Origin of the sequence: Propionibacterium acidifaciens (genome assembly GCF_003798325.1) — a bacterium.
Taxonomy (GTDB): Bacteria; Actinomycetota; Actinomycetes; order Propionibacteriales; family Propionibacteriaceae; genus Propionibacterium; species Propionibacterium acidifaciens.
In genome coordinates this window covers 531761-554002 of the sequence record NZ_CP033719.1, presented here as the reverse complement: position 1 = coordinate 554002, position 22242 = coordinate 531761, and the positions used below count along the sequence as shown (strand labels likewise).

General features: G+C 69.6%; 17 protein-coding genes and 1 pseudogene. 8 read left to right on the top strand and 10 right to left on the bottom strand.

Annotated elements, in window-relative coordinates:
- Positions 1-54: 54 nt before the first annotated feature.
- The 4 genes from EGX94_RS02425 to EGX94_RS02410 all read left to right on the top strand — a co-directional run bounded on the left by EGX94_RS02425 (position 55) and on the right by EGX94_RS02410 (position 7403).
- Positions 55-1311, top strand: a complete 1257-nt coding sequence (locus EGX94_RS02425; RefSeq protein ID WP_021797075.1) for a hypothetical protein — start codon at positions 55-57, stop codon at positions 1309-1311.
- A 424-nt stretch (positions 1312-1735) separates the two neighbouring features.
- Positions 1736-4312, top strand: coding sequence for an excinuclease ABC subunit UvrA (locus EGX94_RS02420; protein WP_051245326.1), 2577 nt, complete (start codon positions 1736-1738; stop codon positions 4310-4312).
- A 771-nt stretch (positions 4313-5083) separates the two neighbouring features.
- On the top strand, positions 5084-6313 hold the full coding sequence (locus EGX94_RS02415; RefSeq protein WP_043120885.1) for a hypothetical protein: 1230 nt from the start codon (positions 5084-5086) through the stop codon (positions 6311-6313).
- Between the two features lie 67 nt (positions 6314-6380).
- Entirely contained in the window at positions 6381-7403 is a 1023-nt protein-coding gene (locus EGX94_RS02410) for an aldo/keto reductase (RefSeq protein WP_021797064.1), read from the top strand.
- A gap of 211 nt (positions 7404-7614) precedes the next feature.
- Here EGX94_RS02410 and EGX94_RS13270 read toward each other — a convergent pair whose 3' ends face one another.
- Together EGX94_RS13270 and EGX94_RS02405 are read right to left on the bottom strand one after the other, a co-directional pair.
- The gene (locus EGX94_RS13270; protein WP_155944957.1) at positions 7615-7755 is read right to left on the bottom strand and encodes a hypothetical protein; all 141 of its coding nucleotides are present in this window, start codon (positions 7753-7755) and stop codon (positions 7615-7617) included.
- A complete protein-coding gene (locus EGX94_RS02405; protein ID WP_021797077.1) occupies positions 7752-10256 on the bottom strand; it encodes a Cna B-type domain-containing protein in 2505 nt (834 codons plus the stop codon). Before EGX94_RS02405 ends, EGX94_RS13270 begins: the two co-directional genes overlap by 4 nt.
- A gap of 373 nt (positions 10257-10629) precedes the next feature.
- Here EGX94_RS02405 and EGX94_RS02400 point away from each other — a divergent pair, with 373 nt between their 5' ends.
- From EGX94_RS02400 to EGX94_RS02390, 3 genes are all read left to right on the top strand, one after another.
- The gene (locus EGX94_RS02400) at positions 10630-12249 is read left to right on the top strand and encodes a hypothetical protein (RefSeq protein WP_021797090.1); all 1620 of its coding nucleotides are present in this window, start codon (positions 10630-10632) and stop codon (positions 12247-12249) included.
- A 968-nt stretch (positions 12250-13217) separates the two neighbouring features.
- Positions 13218-13784: an AzlC family ABC transporter permease gene (locus tag EGX94_RS02395; protein ID WP_196807738.1), complete on the top strand. Its 567-nt coding sequence runs from the start codon at positions 13218-13220 to the stop codon at positions 13782-13784.
- Positions 13781-14107 carry a branched-chain amino acid transporter permease gene (locus EGX94_RS02390; RefSeq protein ID WP_021797072.1) on the top strand — a complete coding sequence of 109 codons (327 nt, stop codon included), beginning with the start codon at positions 13781-13783 and terminating at the stop codon, positions 14105-14107. Before EGX94_RS02395 ends, EGX94_RS02390 begins: the two co-directional genes overlap by 4 nt.
- A 143-nt stretch (positions 14108-14250) precedes the next feature.
- On the opposite strand, the gene EGX94_RS14005 is transcribed toward EGX94_RS02390, so the two are convergent.
- The 5 genes and pseudogenes from EGX94_RS14005 to EGX94_RS02375 all read right to left on the bottom strand — a co-directional run bounded on the left by EGX94_RS14005 (position 14251) and on the right by EGX94_RS02375 (position 17355).
- Positions 14251-14781 (bottom strand): aldo/keto reductase, encoded by a 531-nt coding sequence (locus tag EGX94_RS14005; RefSeq protein WP_231386082.1) that lies wholly within the window; start codon positions 14779-14781, stop codon positions 14251-14253.
- A complete protein-coding gene (locus tag EGX94_RS14000; protein WP_021797073.1) occupies positions 14693-15295 on the bottom strand; it encodes an aldo/keto reductase in 603 nt (200 codons plus the stop codon). Before EGX94_RS14000 ends, EGX94_RS14005 begins: the two co-directional genes overlap by 89 nt.
- A gap of 67 nt (positions 15296-15362) precedes the next feature.
- Positions 15363-15590 (bottom strand): hypothetical protein, encoded by a 228-nt coding sequence (locus EGX94_RS13635; RefSeq protein WP_021797098.1) that lies wholly within the window; start codon positions 15588-15590, stop codon positions 15363-15365.
- Positions 15591-15661: 71 nt separating this feature from the next.
- A pseudogene (locus tag EGX94_RS13630) lies at positions 15662-16251 on the bottom strand (aldo/keto reductase); the annotation flags it as partial.
- A gap of 225 nt (positions 16252-16476) precedes the next feature.
- The gene (locus tag EGX94_RS02375) at positions 16477-17355 is read right to left on the bottom strand and encodes an aldo/keto reductase (protein ID WP_043120888.1); all 879 of its coding nucleotides are present in this window, start codon (positions 17353-17355) and stop codon (positions 16477-16479) included.
- A 119-nt stretch (positions 17356-17474) separates the two neighbouring features.
- On the opposite strand from EGX94_RS02375, the gene EGX94_RS02370 reads away from it, so the two are divergent.
- On the top strand, positions 17475-18341 hold the full coding sequence (locus EGX94_RS02370; protein ID WP_043120892.1) for a LysR family transcriptional regulator: 867 nt from the start codon (positions 17475-17477) through the stop codon (positions 18339-18341).
- A 67-nt stretch (positions 18342-18408) separates the two neighbouring features.
- Here the strand turns inward: EGX94_RS02370 and EGX94_RS02365 are convergent, their stop codons facing one another.
- Genes EGX94_RS02365 through EGX94_RS02355 form a run of 3 tightly spaced genes read right to left on the bottom strand, consistent with a single transcriptional unit; the run spans position 18409 to position 21732 of the window.
- Positions 18409-19830: an MATE family efflux transporter gene (locus EGX94_RS02365; protein WP_081707350.1), complete on the bottom strand. Its 1422-nt coding sequence runs from the start codon at positions 19828-19830 to the stop codon at positions 18409-18411.
- Positions 19823-21415 carry an MFS transporter gene (locus EGX94_RS02360; RefSeq protein ID WP_021797083.1) on the bottom strand — a complete coding sequence of 531 codons (1593 nt, stop codon included), beginning with the start codon at positions 21413-21415 and terminating at the stop codon, positions 19823-19825. The genes EGX94_RS02365 and EGX94_RS02360 overlap by 8 nt, the downstream gene beginning before the upstream one ends.
- Entirely contained in the window at positions 21412-21732 is a 321-nt protein-coding gene (locus EGX94_RS02355) for a MarR family winged helix-turn-helix transcriptional regulator (protein ID WP_021797089.1), read from the bottom strand. Before EGX94_RS02355 ends, EGX94_RS02360 begins: the two co-directional genes overlap by 4 nt.
- Positions 21733-22242 lie beyond the last annotated feature (510 nt).

The following is a 22242-nucleotide window of genomic DNA, read 5'->3' as shown; positions in this document are numbered from 1 at the left end:
CGCCCCGAAGAAACCGCCGTCCTGGTCGGGCGGAGGAAATGGTCCGGCAGTCACGTGCTCGTCGGGATGAAGGCCGAGGCGACCATGTACGTCTCCGGAGGAGTCGCCACCGGCATCATCGCGAAGATGGTCGAACGGACGGAGAGGACCGTGCAGGAAGGGCTGACCGACTGGCGGGATGCCAGGATGCGCTCGGTGCTGACCGGGCAGGCCGGGAACCGGGACGCGGCGAAACCTGTCCGCGCCCAGAAGCAAGAATTCAAGACCATCTTGGCCCGGCCGCCCTCCCGGTCCGGTCTGGTGGGCGGCCGGCAGAGGCCGGCGAGCGGGGCCCACTCACCGCCCCGGAAGGAGTGTGACGCCATGCCGAGACGTTCCGAGCCCATCCGCACCGCTTCGCCCTATGCGTACGCGAACGCGCAGGAGGCCGTGCGCAGGTTCCTCGGCAGGCATCGGCGCATCGTGATCGGCGCCGTCCTCGTGCTGATTGTCTGCGCGGTCCCCACTGTCGTCCGAGCGCCTGACATCGAGGGGCTCGCCGTGTACGCGGTGGTGTGCCTGGGCGTCTCGTTCGCCTCGGTCGTCCTCAGCAGGCGCAACGTCGACGGGCTCTTGGGCATCTTGTCTGCCGACTGCTGCGCCCGGAAGATGCTCGACGCAACGGCCCTGTTGATGGGGAAACGCACGAGGCGCCGCGAGAGGCCAACCTGGGAGGTGCTCTACGCCATGTGCTCGGCGCAGCTCGGATACGACGACATCGCCCTCCAGTGGGCGGACGAGGCGGAATCCTCCCCCGGACTGAGCCTGTCCAACAGGCTTCTGGCCTGCAACGTGCGCGCGGTCGTTGCAGAGCATCGTGACGACCGGGACGCGTTGGCGAACGTCCGCGGGCGGGTCGCCGCCCTTGCCGTCCTCTGCTCGAACGGGCGCGCATCGGTTCGGCTGCGCAGGACCGCCCATTTGCTTCTCGCATGGATCGACTTCGACCTTGCCCTGGAGGACAAGGACTGGCAACACTGCAACGAGCTTCTGGGGGCCATGGATGCCCTGAGCTCCACACGCCAGCAGCAGGTGGGCGCGGAACGTCGCCGCGGACTGCTCGCGGAGGCGCGCGGCGACCTCTCGGCCGCGCGTGACCGCTACGCGTTCGTCGCCGACAACGGCGGGGATTGCTGCATGGCCCGAATATCCTCCGAATGGCTGGACGCTCATGAGGGCGTACAGGAGGCCACCGCCCGGACTGCCGGCGCCAGCAGTTGCGCCGCTTCCGGACCGGGGGAGGCAATGGGCGCCGGCCCGGAGCGCGCATGAGTGCCGGTGCGCCCCGGTTGCTCGCGGGGCCGGTGGCTCCGGCGGCATGGGCGGCAGGATGCTCTGCCTCCCACGCAGGCATCCCACCAGACGGCGTCTGCGCGCGGGGCGCATGAGGAGGCGCCGTCCGGTCGCCTCGTGAGATTAAGGTGGCAGCATCGCACGTGGGAACCGGACAGGCGCATGCGCCTGTCCGTCTGCAGGTCATGGGAGGCTGCCGTGCCTGCGCATCCGAGACGTCGTGCATTCGCCATCATGGCGGTGTGCGTCGCGCTCGTCGCATGACGCTCACGAGCCGCCGTGGATGGGACGGGCCCCGGCCGGTGCCGTCGGGGCCAGGACCGGAGGAGGGGCGGCGACGGGCTCGGGCCCAGGCGGGGCATCTGAGGAGGGGCGGCGCCTTTCGGTGAGAGGAGTGCAGACGATGAGTCGGAACCCCGGTGGAGCCGGGCGCGGACGCGCGCCGGACCGGACAGCGGTGCGCGGTGCGCGCGTCCACAACCTCAAGGACGTCGACGTCGACGTCCCGCTCAACGAGTTCGTCGGCATCGCGGGCGTGTCGGGCTCGGGCAAGTCGAGCCTGGCGCTGGGCGTGCTCTACGCCGAGGGCTCGCGCCGCTACATGGACGCGCTCTCCACCTACACGCGCCGACGCATCGGGCAGGCGAGCAGGGCGCAGGTCGACGAGGTGCGGCACGTGCCGGCGGCGCTGGCGCTGCGGCAGCGGCCCGCGGTGCCGGGCGTGCGCTCGACCTTCGGCACCGCGACCGAGCTGCTCAACCATCTTCGTCCGCTCTTCAGCCGCACGGGCGCCTACACCTGCCCCCACTGCGGCGCCGAGGTCCCACCGGGCATGAACGAGGCCCGGATGGTGCCCTACACCTGCCCCGCCTGCGGGACGGCCTTCGACGGCCTGGGCGCCGAGCAGCTCGCGTTCAACTCCGAGGGCGCCTGCCCCACCTGCGGCGGGACGGGCGTCACGCGTGTCGTGGACGAGTCCACGCTCGTGCCCGACGAGTCGATCTCCATCGATGACGGCGCCGTCGCCCCGTGGGGCACCCTCATGTGGGATCTCATGAAGCAGGTCTGCGGCGCGTGCGGGGTGCGCACCGACGTGCCGTTCAACCGGCTCACGCAGGAGGAGCGCGACATCGTCCTCCACGGCCCGGCCGAGAAGAGGCACATCCTCTACCGGGCGAAGAAGGGCGACACCTTCGCCGAGATGGACTTCACCTACTACAACGCGGTCCGCACCGTGGAGAACGCGCTCTCCAAGGTCAAGGACGAGAAGGGCATGAGGCGCGTCGAGAAGTTCCTCACGGTGGGGCCGTGCGCCGACTGCGGCGGCACGCGCCTCAACGAGCGGGCCCGTTCGATGACGGTGCGCGGCATCGACCTGGCGCAGGCCACCGCGCTCACCCTGGACGAGCTGGCCGACTGGGTGCGCGGCGTGCCCGCGTCGCTGCCCGACGAGGTGCGCCCCATGGCGGTCGCGATCCTCGACGAGATGACCGAGCCGATGGAGCGCTTGCAGCAGCTGGGGCTGGGTTACCTCTCGCTCGACCGCGCCGGCGTCACGCTCTCGACCGGCGAGCTCCAGCGCGTGCAGCTCTCGCGGGCGGTGCGCAACCGCACGACCGGCGTGCTCTACGTGCTCGACGAGCCCTCGATCGGCCTGCACCCCGCCAATGTCGACGGCCTGCTGGGCGTGGTGGACGATCTGCTCGCCGACGGCAACTCGGTCGTGGTGGTGGATCACGACGTGCGCGTGCTGCGCCGGGCGGACCATCTCATCGAGGTCGGGCCGGCCTCCGGCGCCGATGGCGGGCGCATCATCGCGCAGGGCACCGTGGCGGAGGTCGGGCGGAACCCGGCGTCGCGCATCGCCCCGTTCCTCACCGGCGAGCGCACGGTGCGCGTGCGCAGCCGCGTCCCTACCGCCGAGATGTTCGCCGCGGGATCGATCGACCTGACCACGGGGCCGCTGCACACCGTCGGGCCGCTCGAGGTGCGCATCCCCCGCGGGCGGCTCACGGCGGTCACGGGCGTCTCGGGCTCGGGCAAGACGACGCTCGTGCTGGAGAGCCTGGTCCCGGCGCTGAAGGCGAGCGCGGCGGGCGAGCCGCTCCCGGCGCACGTCAGGAGCGTGGCGGCCGACGGCATCGGACGGGCCAGGATCATCGACGCCGCGCCCATCGGGGTCAACGTGCGCTCGACCGTGGCCACCTACTCGGGCGTGCTCGACGAGCTGCGCCGCGCCTTCGCGCGCACCGAGGACGCCAGGGCGCGCGGCCTCCGGGCGGGGGACTTCTCGTACAACACCGGCGCCCTGCGCTGCCCGACGTGCGACGGCACGGGCACCATCACGCTCGACGTGCAGTTCCTGCCCGACGTGGACGTCCCGTGCCCCGACTGCGGCGGTGCGCGCTACGCGGAGGAGGCGGGGCGGGTGCGCCGACCGGTCAAGCGCGCGAAGGACGCTGCGACGGGCGCCCCCGGGTCCCGTGCGCGCGCCGTCCCCGAGGCGGTCTCGCTGCCCGAGCTCATGGCCTGCACCGTCGACCAGGCGCTCGTGCTGACGCGGGGCATGCGCACGGTGACCGCGCGTCTGCGGACGCTCCACGACCTGGGGCTCGGCTATCTCACGTTGGGCGAGGCCACGCCAGCGCTCTCGGGTGGCGAGGCGCAGCGGCTCAAACTCGCCGGTGAGCTCGGCAGACGCCAGGACGACGCGCTCCTCGTGTTCGACGAGCCGACCATCGGCCTGCACCCGCTCGATGTGGGGACGCTGCTCGGGGTGCTCGACGGCCTCGCGCGGAACGGCGCGACGGTCGTGGTCGTCGAGCACGACCTCGACGTGATCGCCGACGCCGACTGGGTCGTGGACATGGGCCCCGGCGGCGGCGGGGCGGGCGGCGCCGTCGTCTGCGCGGGCACGCCGGAGGACGTGGCCGCGAACCCGGCGAGCGTGACGGGGCGCTATCTCGGGCAGGAGCTGTGAGCCGGGACTGCTGGTTCGCCGTCGCGGCCCCGGCCGTGTCGTGATGGGGCGCTGTCCCGCTCGGGCAGGAGCTGTGAGCCCGCGGGCGGGCTCCCCACGGGTCCGCGGCCCGACGAGATCACGGGGGCTCGTCCGCGGGGCGGCTCGGAAGCTCTCCGGCTCGCCGCAGCCTCATCCGACGGTGCCGACGGTGCTGCGAGAGCTGTTCGGGGGCCTGCTCGCAGGGGCCCGATCATGATGGTCGTCCCCGGTCGGAGTGTCCGCCGCGGATGCCGTGGACGAGCCTCGCGGAAACCCCGTGCAGAAGCGTCGTCCCTTGTCGTGCCCCCGGAGACAGATGCGGTGAGGCTCATTCACAGGAGTCGTTCGCACGAGCGCTCCCCCTTGTCAGGACTCCTTTCCGTCGTGCTGTGAACAAGCTTCTGTGAGCAAACCTCCGGGAATGATTCCCATGGTCCGACGAGTCATGGCGTTTGACTTCTGGAATCTTGTCGAGTAATGTTCAAGATGATTTGCTCGCGAGGATCTCATGGGGACCGGTCGGGAGGCTGATTCCCGGAGGGGCATTCAAAGCTGACTCGTCATCAAGGAAAGATCGTGGTCAGGGTTGGGTCCGACAAGGGTTTTGAATGAGCCTCCCGGTCAGGAATGTCATTCCTCACCGCCGGAAAATCCCGTGAACGTGAAGAGTTTTCACTGCCCATCCGGGGCATTGTTCGGAACGGGGGACGCATGGCGGCGGCGAGGCGGTCGAGGCGGCGTGCTCTCCTCGTGGTCGCGATCGTCCTGGTCGGTGTTCTCCTCCCCGCCCTGCTCCTCTCCCTTGCTCTCTGCACGTCGCAGCACTGCTCGCAGCGCGTGCGGATGAGCGCCTACAACGCCCGGCGTGCGCAGCAGGCGCAGCAGGCGGTCGTCGACCACTGCCGCGACAAGTACGGCTTCGAACCCGAGATCACCGGCCACCGGGGGAGCACCGACATGGACGACGACCCCTCCCGCACGGCGGTCGACGACGCGGTCGTCTTCACCGCGCGCCACGACGGACGCGATTTCCACGTCGAGGCCGACTATGCGACGCACGAGCGGCCGATGTACAAGGTGCCCGATGGCCCGGTGGACGCCGGCATCTCGTCCTTCAGGGACAGCTACCAGGCGCCGGAGATCATCGCGGACACGTACCGGAGCATCGCCGATGCGCTGGACCTGCCGGCGCCCGTCTCCACCAATGCTGACACCATCGACGAGTCCGAGGTGATGGTGAGCGACCTCTACGACGGTGGCGACCCGCAGAGGGTGTTCGGCGCGACGATGGCCAGTCGCAACGATCTCGAACTGCTCTACCCCGGCGACGTGGACATCCGCGGCGCGCTCGACCGCGCCGACCGGCTGCTCGCCGGAGCCGGACCGGGGAACCCGGAGAACCTGGCGCTCCACTGCGTCCTCTACCAGATGAAGGACGGGGCCGATGCCGGCACCTGGAAGTGGGGGCAGGACCGGGACGCGGTCCTTCACGACGAGAGCCTCTACTTCCCCGAGGTCACCCGCGCCCTGAGGATCGACGCCCCCCTCTCCCAGGACTCGGATCCGAAGCGCGAGGCCACGACCCTCGTCGACGAGGACACGCCGTTGCTCCAGTGGGGGAGCTCCGCGTCGTTCGCGGAGCAGTTCACCGAGGTCGCCCCCCAGGATCTCCCCGACGACCTCTGCTGGGGGCGGCGCTCCTCCTGCTCGGCAGCGGAGCCCGTCGGCCCCACGTACCGGCGCACAGTCGACGGCGGGTCCGAGGGCCGACCCGTCTGGATGGACACGGTCTACATCCCCGACTCCGTCATGGCGGGATACCTGGCTCAGGGGCACGGCGATCCGGTCGTGCTCGTCCACTCGTCCAGCGAGTACCAGGGGTCCTGCTGCCAGAGATACGGGCTCGCGCACGTCGGCGGCTACTATGTGCTCGACGCCCTCCTCATCGACGACGGCGACTATCTCACCGTGGCCGCGTGACATGGCCGGTGCCGCGTCCGCGGCGCCGTCGGCCGGAGAGCGGAACGGGGCGGCTCGAGGAGGAGTAATGGAGTACACGCGACTCGGCGCCACGGACATCACGATCCCGCGGCTGTGCATCGGGGGCATGAGTTTCGGCCGGGTCTTCCCGGACTTCCACCAGTGGGTCATCGACCAGCCCGCAACCCAGGCGGTGATCGCCAGGGCCCTCGAGCTGGGGGTGAACTTCATCGACACGGCGAACGTCTACGCCCACGGCACGAGCGAGGAGTTCATCGGGCAGTCGCTGAAGAACTTGGGCGTCAACCGCGAGGACGTGGTGCTCGCCTCGAAGGTCTACTTCAACGAGGGGCACCTGTCGCGCCGGGCCATCGAGCGGGAGATCACCGCCACCCTCGGGCGGCTGGGCACCGACCACCTCGACCTCTACATCATCCACCGCTTCGACTACGACACCCCCGTCGAGGAGACCATGGAGGCCCTCGATGCGCTGGTGCGGGGCGGCCGCGTCCGCGCGATCGGGGCGAGCGCGATGTACGCCTACCAGCTGCACACCATGCAGGTCGTCGCCGACGGGCACGGCTGGACGAGGTTCGCGTCCATGCAGAACCACTACAACCTGCTCTACCGCGAGGACGAGCGGGAGATGATCCCCGTGTGCCGCCGGTACGGCATGTCGCTCACGCCCTACAGCCCGCTCGCCTCCGGTCACCTCGCGCGCCCGGACTGGGACGCGGACAGCGTCCGGGCCACCACCGACGTCACGATGCGCAGCAAGTACGACCGCGAGCGCGAGGCCGACCTGCCGATCGTCGCCCGCGTCGCCGAGCTCGCGGCCCGACGCGGGGTGCCGATGGCCGACATCGCCCTGGCCTGGCACTGGGCCAAGGGGGTCGCCGCCCCCGTCGTCGGCTGCTCGCGGCCCGGCCGCGTCGACGACGCGGTGCGCGCCCTCGACGTGCGGCTCACCGCCGACGAGGTGGCGCGCCTCGAGGAGCCCTACCGGCCGCACGAGCTCGTGGGGCCGCTCGTCCGTCCGGACGAGGGAGCCCTCGCCGGGACCGTTCAGGAGCCGCCGAAACGTTCGTGAGGGCGGGCCGACACGCCATCCACCATCCATCCAGGTGGCGGCGGTCGCCGTCCTGGTGCCCGTGAGGGCCGCTCGCCCGCCCGGACCCTGCCGGTCCGTTCCTGTCCGATGGCGCGGGCGGGGACGGCTCCGGCCGCGCGGCGCCCTGCCCATCACCCGGGTATCCGATTTCGACAAGGACAGACAGTTCCGGCCGCGCGGCGTCCCGTGCTCACAGCGAGGCGCTCGATCGGGAGCGTCCGAGGACGAGACCGATCACCAGGATCGCCACCGCGGACAGGACGCACACTCCGCAGTCGGACACCAACGGGTGCGGGGCGCTGTCCCGCACCCGGCCGTCACCCTGGGTCATGAGCGCTTGTGGCTGCGCAGCGCCTGGACGCCGGCGCAGGCGGCGACGAGCGCCACGGCCCCGAACAGTCCTTCGAGGGCGTCCTCACCGGTTCGCGGCATCCTGGCGGGCCTCGTCGTGGGCGACGTTCCCGGCGTCGGAGCAGTCGTCTCCTCAGGCGTCGTCGGCGCATCGGGAGTCGGCGTCACCTCGGGCATCGGGGTGGGTGTCGGAGTCGGCGCGGGCATCGGGGTGGGTGTCGGAGTCGGCGCGGGCGTGGCCTCGACGGCCTCGTTCGTCACGACGATGGAGATCACCCGGGTGTCCGGGTTGTACTCGCGCTGGTAATTCGCGGTCCAGCCCTCCGGCGCGTCCTCCTCGATGGTGGCGCCGGAGTTCAGCGGCAAGCCTTCGAAGGTGTGGGTCCAGCCGTTCGACTCATCGAGCACGGCGCTCTCCACACGGTGGCCGTCGATGGTCAGCCAGACCGTGGCGTTCTCGGGTGCGCTGAGCGCGGTCTGGCCCGGGTCCCAGTGCTTGGTCACGGTGAGGCTCTCGGTGTATTCGTGCTCGTTGCCGAGCACGACCTTGCCGTTCGAGCCGATGCCGCCGCCGCGGGTGGATGAGTTGTTCCGGATGGTCACTGTGGCGAGGCCGGAGGAGAGCTCGATGGCCTCTTCGCTCGGGGTGGCCTTGAGTTCGTAGGAGGCCGGGTCGTCGGTGATGCCCGAGACCGCCGTCTGGCCGGCCGTGTCGGTGGAGTAGCGGGCGACGTCCGGGTCGGGCACACCGACCGAGTTATCGGCGTCGGCTTCGAGGGTCGCGCCGTCCAGGTGCCAGTCGGCCAGGCCGCCGCCCAGCATGCGGTCGGAGATTGTCGCGGCCGTCTTCTTCTCGTTGTCGGGGAAGCGCACGATGGAGGCGTCATCGCCGGCGCCGGTGGCGGTGTTGCCGTAGAGGGCGGTACCGCTGTTCACGTTGATGCTGGCCTCGCCGGTGGGGCAGAACCACACGCCGCCGCCGAGCACGGAGGCCTCGTTGTCGGTGATGAGGGAGTCGTTGATGTACAGGGTGTAGGGCACCGAGCCGACGTAGAGTCCGCCGCCCTGCTTGCTGGCGGTGTTGTTCTCGATGGTTCCGGCGTTGATGCGCACCTCGCTGGAGGCCACGTAGACGCCGCCGCCGCAGCCCCTGTCCGTCTGCGTCGTCTCCTCCATCCGGGCGCTGTTGCCGGAGATCGTGCCGCCGTTCATGGTGAACGAGGCGGGGAAGAAGCTGGGCCACTGGCTGTAGACGATGTCGTAGTAGCGGCCGGGCGCGTCCTCGTAGGCGGTCTTGTGGAAGTAGGCGACGAAGGTGTCGTAGGTCGCGACGCCGCCACCCACGCCGACGGAGGTGTTGCCGGTGATGGCGCCGTCGTTCATGACGAAGTCGCTGCCGCTCTCGACGTAGACGCCGCCGCCAGCGCCGTCGGAGAGTTCACCCGTGGCCGTGGTCAGGCCCGTCGCCTGGCAGTTGGAGATCGTGCCGCCGTTCATCGTGAAGTGCGCCTTCGACCAGAAGTCGCGGTAGCCGGCGGAGCCGCCGTAGACGTAGACGCCGCCGCCATGCGGGGCCGAGCAGTTCGTGATCGTGCCGCCGTTCATCGTGAAGGTGGACTCGATGGCATTGTCGGCGGCGGCCCCATTCGGGTTGACCGCCAGGACGAGTACGCCGCCGGAGGTCTGGATCTGATCCCCGGCTGCGCCGTTGGAGATCTCGCCGCCCTCCATGGTGAAGGTTGCCCCGTCGATGAGGACCGATCCTGCGAACTGGTTGTCGATCGTGGTGTTCGTGATCGTGCCGCCGCTCATCGTCGCGGTGGCGCCGTCGCGGACGTAGACGGCCGCGCCATGATCGCGTTCGATCGTGGTGTCGGTGATCAGGCCGCTCGCCATGGTGAACGTGGCATCGCCGCCCGAGGCGATCACAGCGCCCACGTTCTGGTCGTCGGCGCCCTGCCGGGAGGCCAGCAGATTGCGCAGGGTGGCGCCGTCCAGGGTGAAGGAGCCCTCTGTGCGGACGAAGCTGTTCTCCCGACCCTGGCCGTCCAGCGTCACGTCGCCGCTGAGGGTGAACGTGCCGCCGGCCGCCACCTGGACGAACGGCTTGGCGCTGCCCGTGACGGTCGGCGCCGCGCCGTCGGCGTTCGTGATGGTGATGACCTTGCCGGCGGGGATCGTGACGGTGCCGGTCAGGGCGATGTCGCCCGTGAGCTTGATCGTCGTCGCGTCGCCGTCGGTCGCGGCGGCGATGGCGGCCAGCAGGTCCGCCTCGTCGTCCACCGTGACCGTCACGGCGTCGAAGAGGGCCGCGCGGGGCTGGGACGTCGACAGCGAGTCGGAATCGTCGGCCGGGGCCCCCTGCTGGAGCACCTGGGCGGGGATCGAGTTGCCCAGCCCGGTCGCTGTCGTCGTCCCGCCCGGTGCCACGATGCCGAACGCGAGGATCGCGCTCAACAGATAACAAAGCTTTTTCCTCATGAGTGCAGCCCCTCCTGGTCTGCTTCACGCCTCCGGGACTCTTCAGGGAGTGGCAGGGGTGTGAAGGTATTGAAAATTTATCTCTGACATAGTAACAAGTCGTGGTGGAGAGCGGCACCGCATGGGCCGCATCGGCGCGGCGGTCACATGCCTGCTGTGGCACTGGCTAGTGGTGAGCCGGCGCGAGCAGCCCCTGCCGCCGTGGTCGACGGGCCCTGCTCGATCGGGCACGTGCGTGATATCGTTACTCAACCCTGAGCAGTTCCCCGGTTTCGATGAGGATGTCGAAGTGACTGCCTGACCACTCAGGGCTCCGCCGTGTCAGTGGTGGGGCTCTGTCGTGCGTTGCCCTGACTGATCAAGGAGGATCCGCATGCCCCTGCCGAACGACGCGTCTTCTCGATCCGATCCCGCGTCCCGCGATGATCCGACGACCGCGCTGGTCGAGGTCGGGGCCGGCATGGCCGTCCTCTTCGCGGACAGGCCCCCGTCCGAGATGGAACTGATCCCCTTCAGCATGATGGGCACCGAGACGACGAAGAGACTGACCGACCGGCTCGCGATCGGTGCCGGGCTGGTGAATACCGGGGTCCAAGGCGTCCAGGGCGCGCTGCCGGCGCAGGGGCTGGTCCGGCTCGCACCCCAGACGCTGGAGGCGCTCAAGACCGCGGTTCCGGTGCAGTCAGGGGGCTGGAACCTGGGCGTCCTCACCGAGGGCCACGGTTTCTCGCACGTCATACGGTGGGCTCCGGCGACCAGTGCGCAGGCCGCCACCCTGCTGTCCTCGCTCGGGCCCGCAGCCGCGCTCCTGAGCCTGCAGATGCAGTTGGCCTCCGTCTCCCGCCGGGTTGATGAGAACCTCGAACTCACCCAGGAGGTTCTGAAGGAGTTGCGTCAGGACCATTGGAACACCCTGCTCGGCCTGTACGAAACCACGGTCCGTGCGGTGGAGGAGGCCCAGATGGTGGGCTTCGTCAACCAGCACATCTACGGTGCCGTGAAGACGAGGGAGGCCGACCTGCGCGCGGAGCGCCATGTTTTCGACGACTACGTGAAGGGCCACGTCAAGGCCCTCAGTCCGAATGCCAGGAGTCGCAATGAGTATCTCCAGGGGCACGGCGAGGAGATCATCGCCGACGCCCATGGGCTTCTCATGGCCGAGGGTTCCTGGTTCCGCTTCCGGGTGCTGCGAGCCGCCTCCATCGCCTACGACGAGGACCACGCCGCTGAGAATCAGCAGCTGCTGACTTCCCTCGTGGAGACGACCCAACAGGAGCACGACGAGGCGATGGGGCGCATCGCGGAGCTGCTCGAGGCCCTCGAGCGGCGGGCCCGCCTGGTGGCCGCACTGCCCGGCAGGCGGTCGTTCAAGCTCGGCGCCGGTCGAGGTACGGACCGCCACGACATCGCACCACTGGCCGAAGCGCTGGCCGAAAAGGTGGCGGTTCTCCGCAACCGTCCCCACCGGATCGGCGAGTTGCCGCAACCGGCCCTGGCAGTGTTCAAGGACGGGACCGCTCCGAAGGAATTGCTGCGGATCCTGCAGTACGTTCTGCCGGAGGGGACGAGGCTGCTGGCGCTCGCCGATGTGAATGACACCGAGCATCTCATCCACGGCAATGCGTATCTCGGTGTCACGCCCGAGCACTTCTTCCTCTCGTCCCAGAGCGGCGTCAACAGCCAGGGCATCATCGAAAGACAGATTCCACTTGCCGACATCCGCTACGTGCGCACCGGCGCCGACAGGGCCGCAGGACTGGTGCTGGACGTCATCACCAAGGATGAGAACATCCGGATCTCCTTCGACGCGTGGGCCCAGGAGGGAGAGCGCCTGAAGGATGCTCGTCGGCTCGGCACCCTGCTTGCGTCCGCCATGAACATCCCAGATGAAGAGCTGTGTTCGGACCCGTTGCTCCCTTCCCCGGCGGTGCCGGACCGAATGGAACTGCCCGGCGATCCTCAGCGGTTCCCTGCGCCGCGTCGCTCGGCGTGAGCCGGTCGAAGGGCCGCATGGGACCGGATCGCTTCCACCGACCGACCCGGCATCCCCACCGGGGACGTCATGGACTGAATCCTGACTCTCATCGAAGGCGAGTGGAGGACATGCGGACTCAGTGATTCACAGGCATCGTCGCCGTACTTCGTCGCGTTTCTGTCTGTCGTAGCCCGCGTCCGGCATCCTTCAAGATTTTCCGTCCTTGGTCTGATTTGATCTCTTCAAATCATGCGCTGACCGCTGGGGTCAGCAAGAAATGGGTGCGATCATGTCGAGCAATGGCGTTTCCCCTCGTTTCCGATACATGGCAAAGGGTGCTGATGGGGCCGAGGGAACGATTGTCATCCGTAATGGCGAGTGGCTTGCTGTCACGTGGCCCGGTGAGGGGCATTCTCCTGACGAGAATGTCTTCCCTGGTTCGGAGAGACTTGGTCAAATCCTTCCTTCCGGACCAGTCTGCTCGACCGCGTGATCCGCACGAAGCGGCAGCGCCGCGCAGCGGCGGAGGAGGTCGAGGACGAGCCCGAACCGCTTGAGGCGGGGTCGGTGCTCTGGGGGCGACGGTCGTGGCTGCGCCGGGGCGGCCGCCACGAGGCACGGCTCGCCCTGCTGGGCGGCGGGCCACTCGCAGCAGGCGGCCTCGGCATGGCCGGCGGCAGTTCGTCATCGCGATCGCGGGGCGTCATGGTCTCGGCGCGGCGGCTGTCCCGTGTCCCATGGCTGGACCGCCGCCGCATGTCTGGCGCATCAGGGGTAATCTGCCATGCCGGGTGCCGCCGGGCCCGCCGGGGAGGCGGGCGCCGCAGCGGCGGGGAAGAGTGGCCAGTGGCATCGGGAGCCGGGGCGAGGGCGTTCAGGGCCGTGTTCCCCTGCACGTTGCCCATCTTCGCCGGGTTCTGGTTCCTGGGGTTCGCCTACGGCGTGTACATGAACGTGTCGGGGTTCGGCTTCTGGTTCCGATGCTCATGAGCCTGACCGTCTTCGGCGGCTCCCTGGAATTCGTCGCCGTCTCGATGCTGCTCGCCCCCTTCGCACCGGTTCAGGTCATGGCCATCACCTGCATGGTGCAGGCGAGGCATCTGTTCTACGGGATCGCCATGCTCGACCGGTACCGGGGCATGGGCTGGAAGAAGGCCTACCTGATCTTCGGGCTGTGCGACGAGACCTTCTCCATCAACTACTCGGCGCGGATCCCCGAGGGCGTGGACCGCGGCTGGTTCTACTTCTTCGTCACCCTGCTCAACCACTTCTACCGGGTCTCGGGCGCCACCATCGGCGGTGTGGCCGGCTCGCTCGTGGCCTTCGACACCTCGGGTCTCGAATTCGTGATGACGGCCATGTTCGTCGTGATCTTCCTGGACCAGTGGCTGAAGGAGCGCAGGCACTGGACCGCGCTCATCGGCGTCGGCGCGGCGGCGGGATGCCGGCTCGTCTTCGGCGCCGATTCGTTCGTCGTGCCCACGATGGTTTGCATCCTGGTGCTGCTCATGGCTCCGCGCAGGCCGATCGAGGTCGAGGGAGGTCTGCTGTGAGTCCTGCCCAGCAGGTCTGGACCGTCGGTATCTGCGTCCTCGGCACCGTTGCCATGCGCTTTCTGCCGTTCCTCGCGTTCGGCCGCGGGCGGCGGACGCCGGAGTTCGTCCGTTACCTCGGCCGGGCGTTGCCCGCAGCGGTCTTCGGCATGCTGGTGGTCTACAGTCTCAAGGACGTCTCCCTCGTCTCGGGCGGTCACGGGGTCCCTGAGGTGATCGGGATTGCTGTCACGGTGGGGCTTCACCTGTGGAGGCGGCAGATGCTGGTCTCCATCGCTGGTGGCACCATCGTCTACATGCTGCTCGTGCAGTTCGTGTTCTGAGCCCGCCGGCCCTGGCGGGCCGGACCGGGGAGATCGCCGAACTCGTGGCCTTGCCGATGCCCGACGACGAACCGGTGATGACGATTGTGCTCATGCCTTCTCCTGTGCCCGGAAGGTGCTCTGTCCATGGAACGGCCGGTCTGTCACCGGTTCCATTCCCTCATGGTCATGCCGTCGAACTCGACCTGCCCGCGATGGTCGTGCACCTCGATGGCATCCAAGGCGGCGTCGAGCTCGCGGAACTCCACGTCGGAGAATTCCACGTCGCATGCGCCGAGATTCTCCAGCACGCGCTCCCTGCGCTTCGAGCCCGGGATGGGCACGATGTTCGGGTACTTCGCCAGCATCCATGCCAGCGCGATCTGCGCCTTGGTCGCCCGGTGCGCGATTGCGCAGCGCTCCAACAGCTCGAGGACGGGCTGGTTCGCCCTGATGTTCTGCGCGGAGAGCTGGGGCACGAACTTCCGCACGTCATCGGCGTGCGAGAAATCCGTTGCCGCGTCGACTCCGCCCGAGAGGAAGCCGGAGGCGACCGGTGAGAAGGGGACGACCCCGATGCCGTGCTCCAGGCAGAACAGGATGACCTCATGTTCGCAGTCGCGCTCGAGCATGTTGTAGAGATTCTGGACCGCCGAGACCGGGGTGACGGCGTGCGCCGCGGCGAGCGTGTTCACGTCCACTTGTGACAGGCCCCATCCCCGGATGAGGCCGTCGGATGAGGCCGTCGCCGATGAGCCTGCTCATGACATCGGCAACCGCCTGCACCGGAACCCTGCGGTTCACGCGGTGCAGATAGTAGAGATCGACGTGGTCCGTTCGCAGGTTCTTCAGCGACCGGGCGAGATGGTCGCGGATGCAGGACTCGACCCCGTCGGTGCCCTCGGGGGCGTCTCCCATGAAGTGGAACTTGGTCGCCAGCGTCACCGAGTCGCGGAAGCCCCGCACGGCGTCACCGAGCAGCTTCTCGTTGTGCCCGGCGCCGTGAAGAGCTGCTCCATAGCCCTCTGCGGTGTCGAAGAAGGTGCAGCCGGCGTCGTAAGCCGCGCGGATCGTCGCGACCGACTCCTCCTCGGGCGGGATCCGTCCGTAGCCGTGGGACAGTCCCATGCAGACCATCCCGGTCTCGGAGACCTCCAGGCTGCCCAGACGACGTTTCTTCATGCTCCCTCCCACCTTCTGCTGCTTCATCCTGCTGCTTCATCGCGGGTCCTGACGGCGCAACGCAGGTCGGGCCCCGGCCCCGTTCGTCCACCGCTCAGTACAGGGTGCCGCCGCCCAGCTGCTGGGTCCTGACCAGGTCGCGCACCAGCCAGCCGACGACCTTCGGGTCGTAATGGTCGAAGATGCGCGGCAGGGTGCCGTCGTCCAGGGCGGCGAAGGCGGCCGTGTCCTCGGCGTCCAGCTCGAAGTCGAAGACGTCGAAGTTCTCGGCCATGCGCTCGCGGTGCGTCGACTTCGGGATGACGACGACGTCCTTCTGCATGAGCGCTCGCGGTGCGTCGACTTCGGGATGACGACGACGTCCTTCTGCATGAGCGCTCGCAGGACCACCTGGCCCGGCCTCTTGCCGTGTTTGGCGTCGATCCCGGCCAGGGTCGGGTCGGCGAAGATGTTGTTCTGCCCCTCGGCGAAGGGCGCCCAGGCCTCGTGGACGACGCCCAGCTCGGCCATGACGGCATGCGCGGCGTCCTGCTGTCGGAAGGGGTGCGTCTCGACCTGGTTCACCGCCGGTGGGATCTCGGCCAGGGCGGCGACGTCGACGAGGCGCTCGGGGTAGAAGTTCGAGACGCCGATGGCGCGCAGCTTCCCGGCCCGGTACGCCTCCTCCATGGCGCGGTAGGCCCCGGGTAGTCGCTCATCGCCTGGTGCAGGAGCATGAGGTCGATGTGGTCGGTGCCCAGCTTCTCCAGCGACTCGTCGATGGAGGCGGCCGCCCGCTCGTGGTTCATGTTCGACACCCAGATCTTCGATGTGATGAAGATCTCGTCGCGGGGCACGCCGGCGGCGGCGACGGCGGCGCCCGCGCCTTCCTCGTTGGCGTAGGCCTGGGCGGTGTCGATGAGCCGGTAGCCGACTTCGAGGGCCTCTGCCACGCAGTGCTCGGTCTCGTCGGGCGGGGTCTGGAGGACGTCGTAGCCGAGCATCGGCATCTCGACGCCGTTGTTGAGAATCACGGTGGGGACGGTTGTGGTCACAGGTCCTCCTGAAAGGTCGCTCTGAGCGGGTCAAGTTGTGCAGCCGCCGCGGGGCCGGATGGTGCATGCCCCCGGAGCGCCTGCGCCGACGAGCCGTGTGCTGTCGTCGCCGCGGGGCGGGCCCTCCCCGTCGGGGCGCGTGTCAGCCGGGCCGGGTCCACCCCGCCAGCGGGTTCAGGCCTGCTGAGAGTAGTCGTTGGTGGTCAGTACGAAGGCGGGCGGCTCATCCGGGATCCGGTAGTAGGGCTGCTGCGGGATCCCGTTGATCGTGGCGATCTCGGCGGCGGTGAGCTCGACGTCGAGGGCGGCCAGGTTGTCGGCCATGTGGGCGGGGCTGAGGGTCTTGGGGAATGTGATGTTCCGCTCCGCCAGATGCCAGGCGAGGATCACCTGGGCGGGAGTGGCGCCGGTGCGCTGCGCGGCGGCGGCGATGACGGGCTCCTCAAGCAGCGTCTTGTCGCCATGGCCGAGCGGGTACCAGGCCTCCACCAGCACTTCGGTGCCGGTCGCCTCGGACATCCGGGCCTTGAGCTCGTGCTGGTTCCAGCGCGGGTGCGCCTCGACCTGGTGGACGGCCGGGATGATCTCGGCGACGTCGAGGATCTCCTGGAACTTGGCGATCGGGAAGTTGGACAGGCCGATCGAGCGGACCCTGCCGGCCGCCACGGCCTCCTCCATCGCCTTCCAGCCGGACACGTACTCCCCGTAGGGCTGGTGGAACAGCAGCAGGTCCACGTAGTCCAGGCCGAGCCGGGCCAGGGTGGCGTCGATGTCCTCGACCGCCTGAGCGTAGGGGTAGGACTGCGGGAACAGCTTGGTGGTGATGAACAGATCCTCGCGCGCGAGCTCGCCGGCGGCGATGGCGTCGCGCACCACCTCGCCGACGGCGACCTCGTTGAAGTAGGCGTTGGCGGTGTCGATGTGCCGGTAGCCGAGCTCGAGCGCCTGGGGCAGATGCTCGCGCACCTGGTCGGAGGTCATGAGGAAGACGCCGTAGCCCAGGGCGGGGATGGTCCGGCCGTTGTTCATCGTGAAGGACGGGATGGCGGTCATGGTGCGCTCCTTCGGATCGCGAAACGTGCTCACCCCAGATTCACTGCGGTGCTTGTCACAAGTCTTCGTCGGATCGTGGCGCGGATAAAATGCCAATGTCGGAACCGTTGATGCACCGAATGCATGAGCGAGAGGCGGGCGCGACGGATCCGGAGCAGCTGCGGCAGCTCGATGCGATCGCGAACGCGGGCACCATGAGCGCAGCCGCCCGCACGGTGCACATCTCCCAGCCGGCGTTGAGCCGCTCGCTGCGTCGTCTTGAGACCGAGCTCGGCCAGCCCCTGTTCGATCGGGTCGGCCGGCGTCTCGAGATGAACGAGGCGGGCAGGATCGCACTCGAACATGCCCGGCAGATCCTGCGCGACGAGCGCCTCATGCGCGACGCCCTCGACGAGGCGGCCCGCCGCACCAAGGCGCTGCGCGTCGGCACGGTCGCGCCGGCCCCGCTGTGGCGCCTGACCGCGCTCATCGTGGAACGCTTCCCGCAGACGGTGCTCACCTCGCAGATGCTCGCGGAAGCGGACGTCGAGGCGGGCATCATCGCCGGGAACATCGACCTCGCGGTCGCCCTGCGGACCCACCCCCTGCCGACGGTCCGATCCACCCGGCTCATGGTGGAGAATCTCGCGGTCGCCCTGCCCGCCGATCACGCCCTGGCCGGTCGGAGCGCGGTGAGCGCCGCCGAACTCGATGGCGAGACCTTCCTGCTCTTGGCGGACATCGGTTTCTGGCGGGAGCGCTGCGACCGGCACCTGCCGCACGCGCAGTTCGTCGTGCAGGAGGACCGTGGTGTCTTCGAGCAGCTGACGCGGACCTCGGCACTGCCCTACTTCGTCACCGATGCGCCCTCGCTGTCCGCGCCTGCGTCGGGGCGCGTCGTGGTGCCGATCCGGGACGCCATGGCGCACGCCACCTTCTACCTGCTGGCACGAACGGAAGGGCGCCAGGAGACCACCGACGTGTTCGACTGGGTCAGCCGGCAGTAGGACGCGCCGGGCATGGCGCGGGCATCCGCCGCCGGGCGCCGATGCGGTGGGCCACCGCCCTCGGCGGTCAGCCGAGAGCCGGCGCGGGAGCCGCTACGAGGGGCGGCCGGGAGTCCGTCTCGGGCGGCCGCCGACCGACGAGCCCGTACCGTGGCCCGAGCCCCCTGACGAGGGCCGCCACGATGAGCGCCGCCGCCGTCTCCGCGACGACGACGGAGAACCAGATGCCCGTCGGGCCGAACAGGGGCGGCAGCAGGAGGACCGCGCCGACCTCCAGCCCGAGCGTGCGGACCGCCGCCAGGGCCGCCGAGAGCAGACCGTTGCCGAGGGCGGTGAACAGCGACGAGCCGTAGAGGCCCACGCCCATCGGCAGGAACGAGAGCGAGAAGATGCGGAAGGCCCGCTCGGTCAGGGCGAGGAGCGCCGGGTCGTGGCCGGCGAAGGCCAGGGCGAGCGGGCGGGCCAGGAGCTGCGAGACGACGAGCATCCCGGCGCCGGCGACGGTCACGACGACGAGCGAGGCGCGCATGAGGCTGCGCTTCTCGACGGCGTTGGCGGCGCCGTGCTGGAAGCTCATGAGCGGTGCCGAAGCCATGCAGAATCCCTCGAAGACGGCGGTGAAGACCATGCTGACGTACATGACCGTGCCGTAGGCGGCCACGCCGTCCCGGCCGATGAGCCGCAGCAACTGCAGGTTGTAGACGATGCTCACGACCGACACCGCGATCGAGGCCATCATCTCGGACGAGCCGTTCGCGCAGACCGATCCGAGGGCGGCCGGGTCCCTCGCCGGGCGGCCCAGTCGCAGAAGGCTGTCGTTGGGCCGTGCGAACCAGACGAGCGGGGCGAGGCCGCCGATGAGTTCGGCGACGACGGTCGCCCAGGCGGCGCCGGTCACGCCCAGACCGAGGACGCCGACGAGCAGGAGGTCCAGGACGACGTTGGCCAGGCCCGCCGCGATCGTCACGCGCAGTCCGAGCCGGGGCCTGCCGGCGGTCGAGGCGAAGGTCTGGAAGGCGTACTGCAGCATGAATGCCGGCAGGGAGACCATCGAGATCCGGCCGTACCGGACGCACAACTCCAGCAGCTCGCCGGAGGCGCCCAGCGCCTCGGCGACGGGGCGCATGAGGACGGCTCCGACGACCGCCAGCACGATGCCGGCGGCGAGCGTGGCATGGATGATCATCGAGAAGTAGCGGTTCGCCAGCTCGTCGTCGCCCTCGCCGCGCGTGCGGGCGACGAGCGCGCTGCCGCCCGAGCCCATCATGAAGCCGAGCGTGCTGAGGATCATGATGAACGGCATGATGAGGTTGACCGCCGCGAAGGCCGTCGTGCCGGCGCAGTTCGAGACGAACAGCCCGTCGACGACGCCGTAGACCGAGGTGAGGATCATCATCGCGATCGAGGGCAGGGTGAAGCGCAGCAGGGCGCGTCGGCCCAGGTGTCGCGACATGTCCATCGTCAGGACGCTCCTGTGCTCGTCACTCATCCGATTGCAGATCGAGCCCCCTCGGCACGAGCCGGTGCACGAGGACGGCGACGATCACCGTGATGAGGCCGCCGACGGCCGAGGTCAGCACGACCGAGCCGTTGAAGGAGGCGGTGGCCCGGCTCGCCAGCTCGTCGAGGCCGTGCTCACGGGCGATCGAGACCGCGGCCGCGTAGGACTGCGAGGCCTGCGCGGCGAGCCCGGCGTCCACCCCGGCCTCGGCCAGGGAGTCGGCGTCCAGGCCGAGGCGGTAGGTGATCGAGGCGATCGAGCCGAGGACCGCCACCCCCAGCACATTGCCGAGATCGTAGGCGATCTCCTCGAAAGCCGCCCCGCTGGAGGCCTTCTCGGGCGGGGTGGCTCCCATGAGCGCGGCCGATCCGACCGCCAGCGAGCCCATGCCCAGGCCGACCAGGGCCATGACGACCGCGACGAGCGGATAGCCCAGGGCGCCCCGCAGCAGGAACAGCAGCAGCAGGGCCAGCCCCGCGACGGCGATGCCGCCGGCCATGACCCGCCGGGCCCCCAGCAGCCGCGCCAGAGCGGGGGCCGTGGCCCCGGAGAGGATGCCCGACAGCACCGCCGGCAGCAGCAGGACGCCCGAGCGCAGGGGGCTGAAGCCGTTCACCAGCTGCATCCACTGCGAGAGCAGGAAGAGCATCGAGGCCAGCGCGAACATCGAGCCGAATGCGGCCAGGATGCCGCCGGTGAAGGTCCGGTCGGCGAACAGCCGCACCTCGAGCAGGGGCTCGGCGGCCCTCAGGCAGCGGCGGACGAAGAGCGCCAGGAGCGCGATGCCGGCGCTCAATGCGAGTGCGAGGGTGAGCAGCAGCCGGGGCGCCGGCGCCTCGTCGCCGGCGGCGATGTGTTTGAGCGCCCGGACCGTCAGCACCATGCCCAGCAACGAGAGCACCGCGGCGGCCGGGTCCCAGGGGCCCTTCTTCACCACCTTGATCTCCGGCAGCACGGCGATGCCCGCGACGAGCACGAGACCCATGAGCGGGATGTTCACCAGGAAGGCCGAGTGCCAGCTGAAGCGCTCCACCAGGAATCCCCCGAGCACGGGGCCGACCGCCATGCCGGCGCCGCCCACGATGGACCAGGCCGCGACGGCCACCACCCATTCCACCGCGTCCAGGAAGATGTTGCGCACCGCCGAGATCGTCGTCGGCATGATGAGAGCGGCTGCGACGCCCATCACCGCCCGCACCCCGATGACCCCCGGCGCGCTGCGGGCCGCCAGGACCAGTGCGGAGCCGATGCAGAACACCAGGGCGCCGCTCAGGAAGGTCCGCTTCCGGCCGATGCGGTCGGACAGGGAGCTGGCCGCCACGAGCAGCCCGGCCAGGACCAGGGAGTAGACGTCCACGATCCACAGCTGCTGCTCGGAGCTCGGGTGCAGCTGCGTCGAGATGCCCGGCAGCGCGATGTCCATGATCGTCAGGTCGATGGCCAGCACGAACTGGGCGAAGAGCAGCACGAGCAGCACCGCCCAGCGGCGCCGTCCGCCCAGCGCGGTGGTGAGGACCGTGCCGGTGCGGGGCTCCTCGGCGGGGATGTTCCTCTCGCAGTGCGTGGTGCTCATGCCCGCCCGCCACCGATCCGGTCGAGCGCCGCGCAGAGCGCATCGGCGTAGTCGCCCATCGCTCTCAGCAGCCGGGGGAGCCGCTCGGCGGGGACGGTGCCGAGCGCGGCGAGCTCGGCGGCGACGACCGGGGCGATGTGCTCGTCGGCCAGGGCGAGGCCCTCGTCGGTGAGGAAGATCCGGGTGGCGCGCCCGGTGCCGTGCTCGATGCGGACGAGGCCCTCGCCCTCGAGCTTCTTGATCGACGAGTTCACCGTCTGCTTGCCGGTGAAGCACAGCTCGCACAGCTGCTTCTGCGAGCAGCCCTGGCCGGCCACGTGCAGGGCGTAGAGGATGTCGAAGGCGCTGTCGGACAGGCCCGCCGCCCGGGCAGCCCGGCCGTAGGCCTCGTCGATGCGTTTGGTCGCCCTGTTGATGCTGCGCTGCGCGCCCTCGAGCTCGCTCCCACTGCGCCTCCGTCCCTCCCTGAATCCGATTTCGGACTCGATGCAATCGCCTGGAATGCTACCCGTCCGGGGGAGCGCTCAAGTCGGGTTGCAACCTGGCCGGGGCCGCGGATCGGCCGCCCGGCCCGGCGGGGGCCCGGGCGACTCGGGACACCGGCTGCATGCCGCTGGCGGCATCCGGTGGCGCCGGTGGTGCAGGGCATCATGACGGCAATGGCCGGCGCCTCCCGTCCGGTGCTCGGGCTCGGTGCTCACTGCGCTGCCGACCGTCCGCCGGTGGTCGCTGCCTTGGACGGCTGGGTGGATGGTCCCGAACCGCTCGCGACCCCTCGGGATTCCTACGAACTTCCGCGGTCATCCGAGTGGCCCACCACCGGCGGC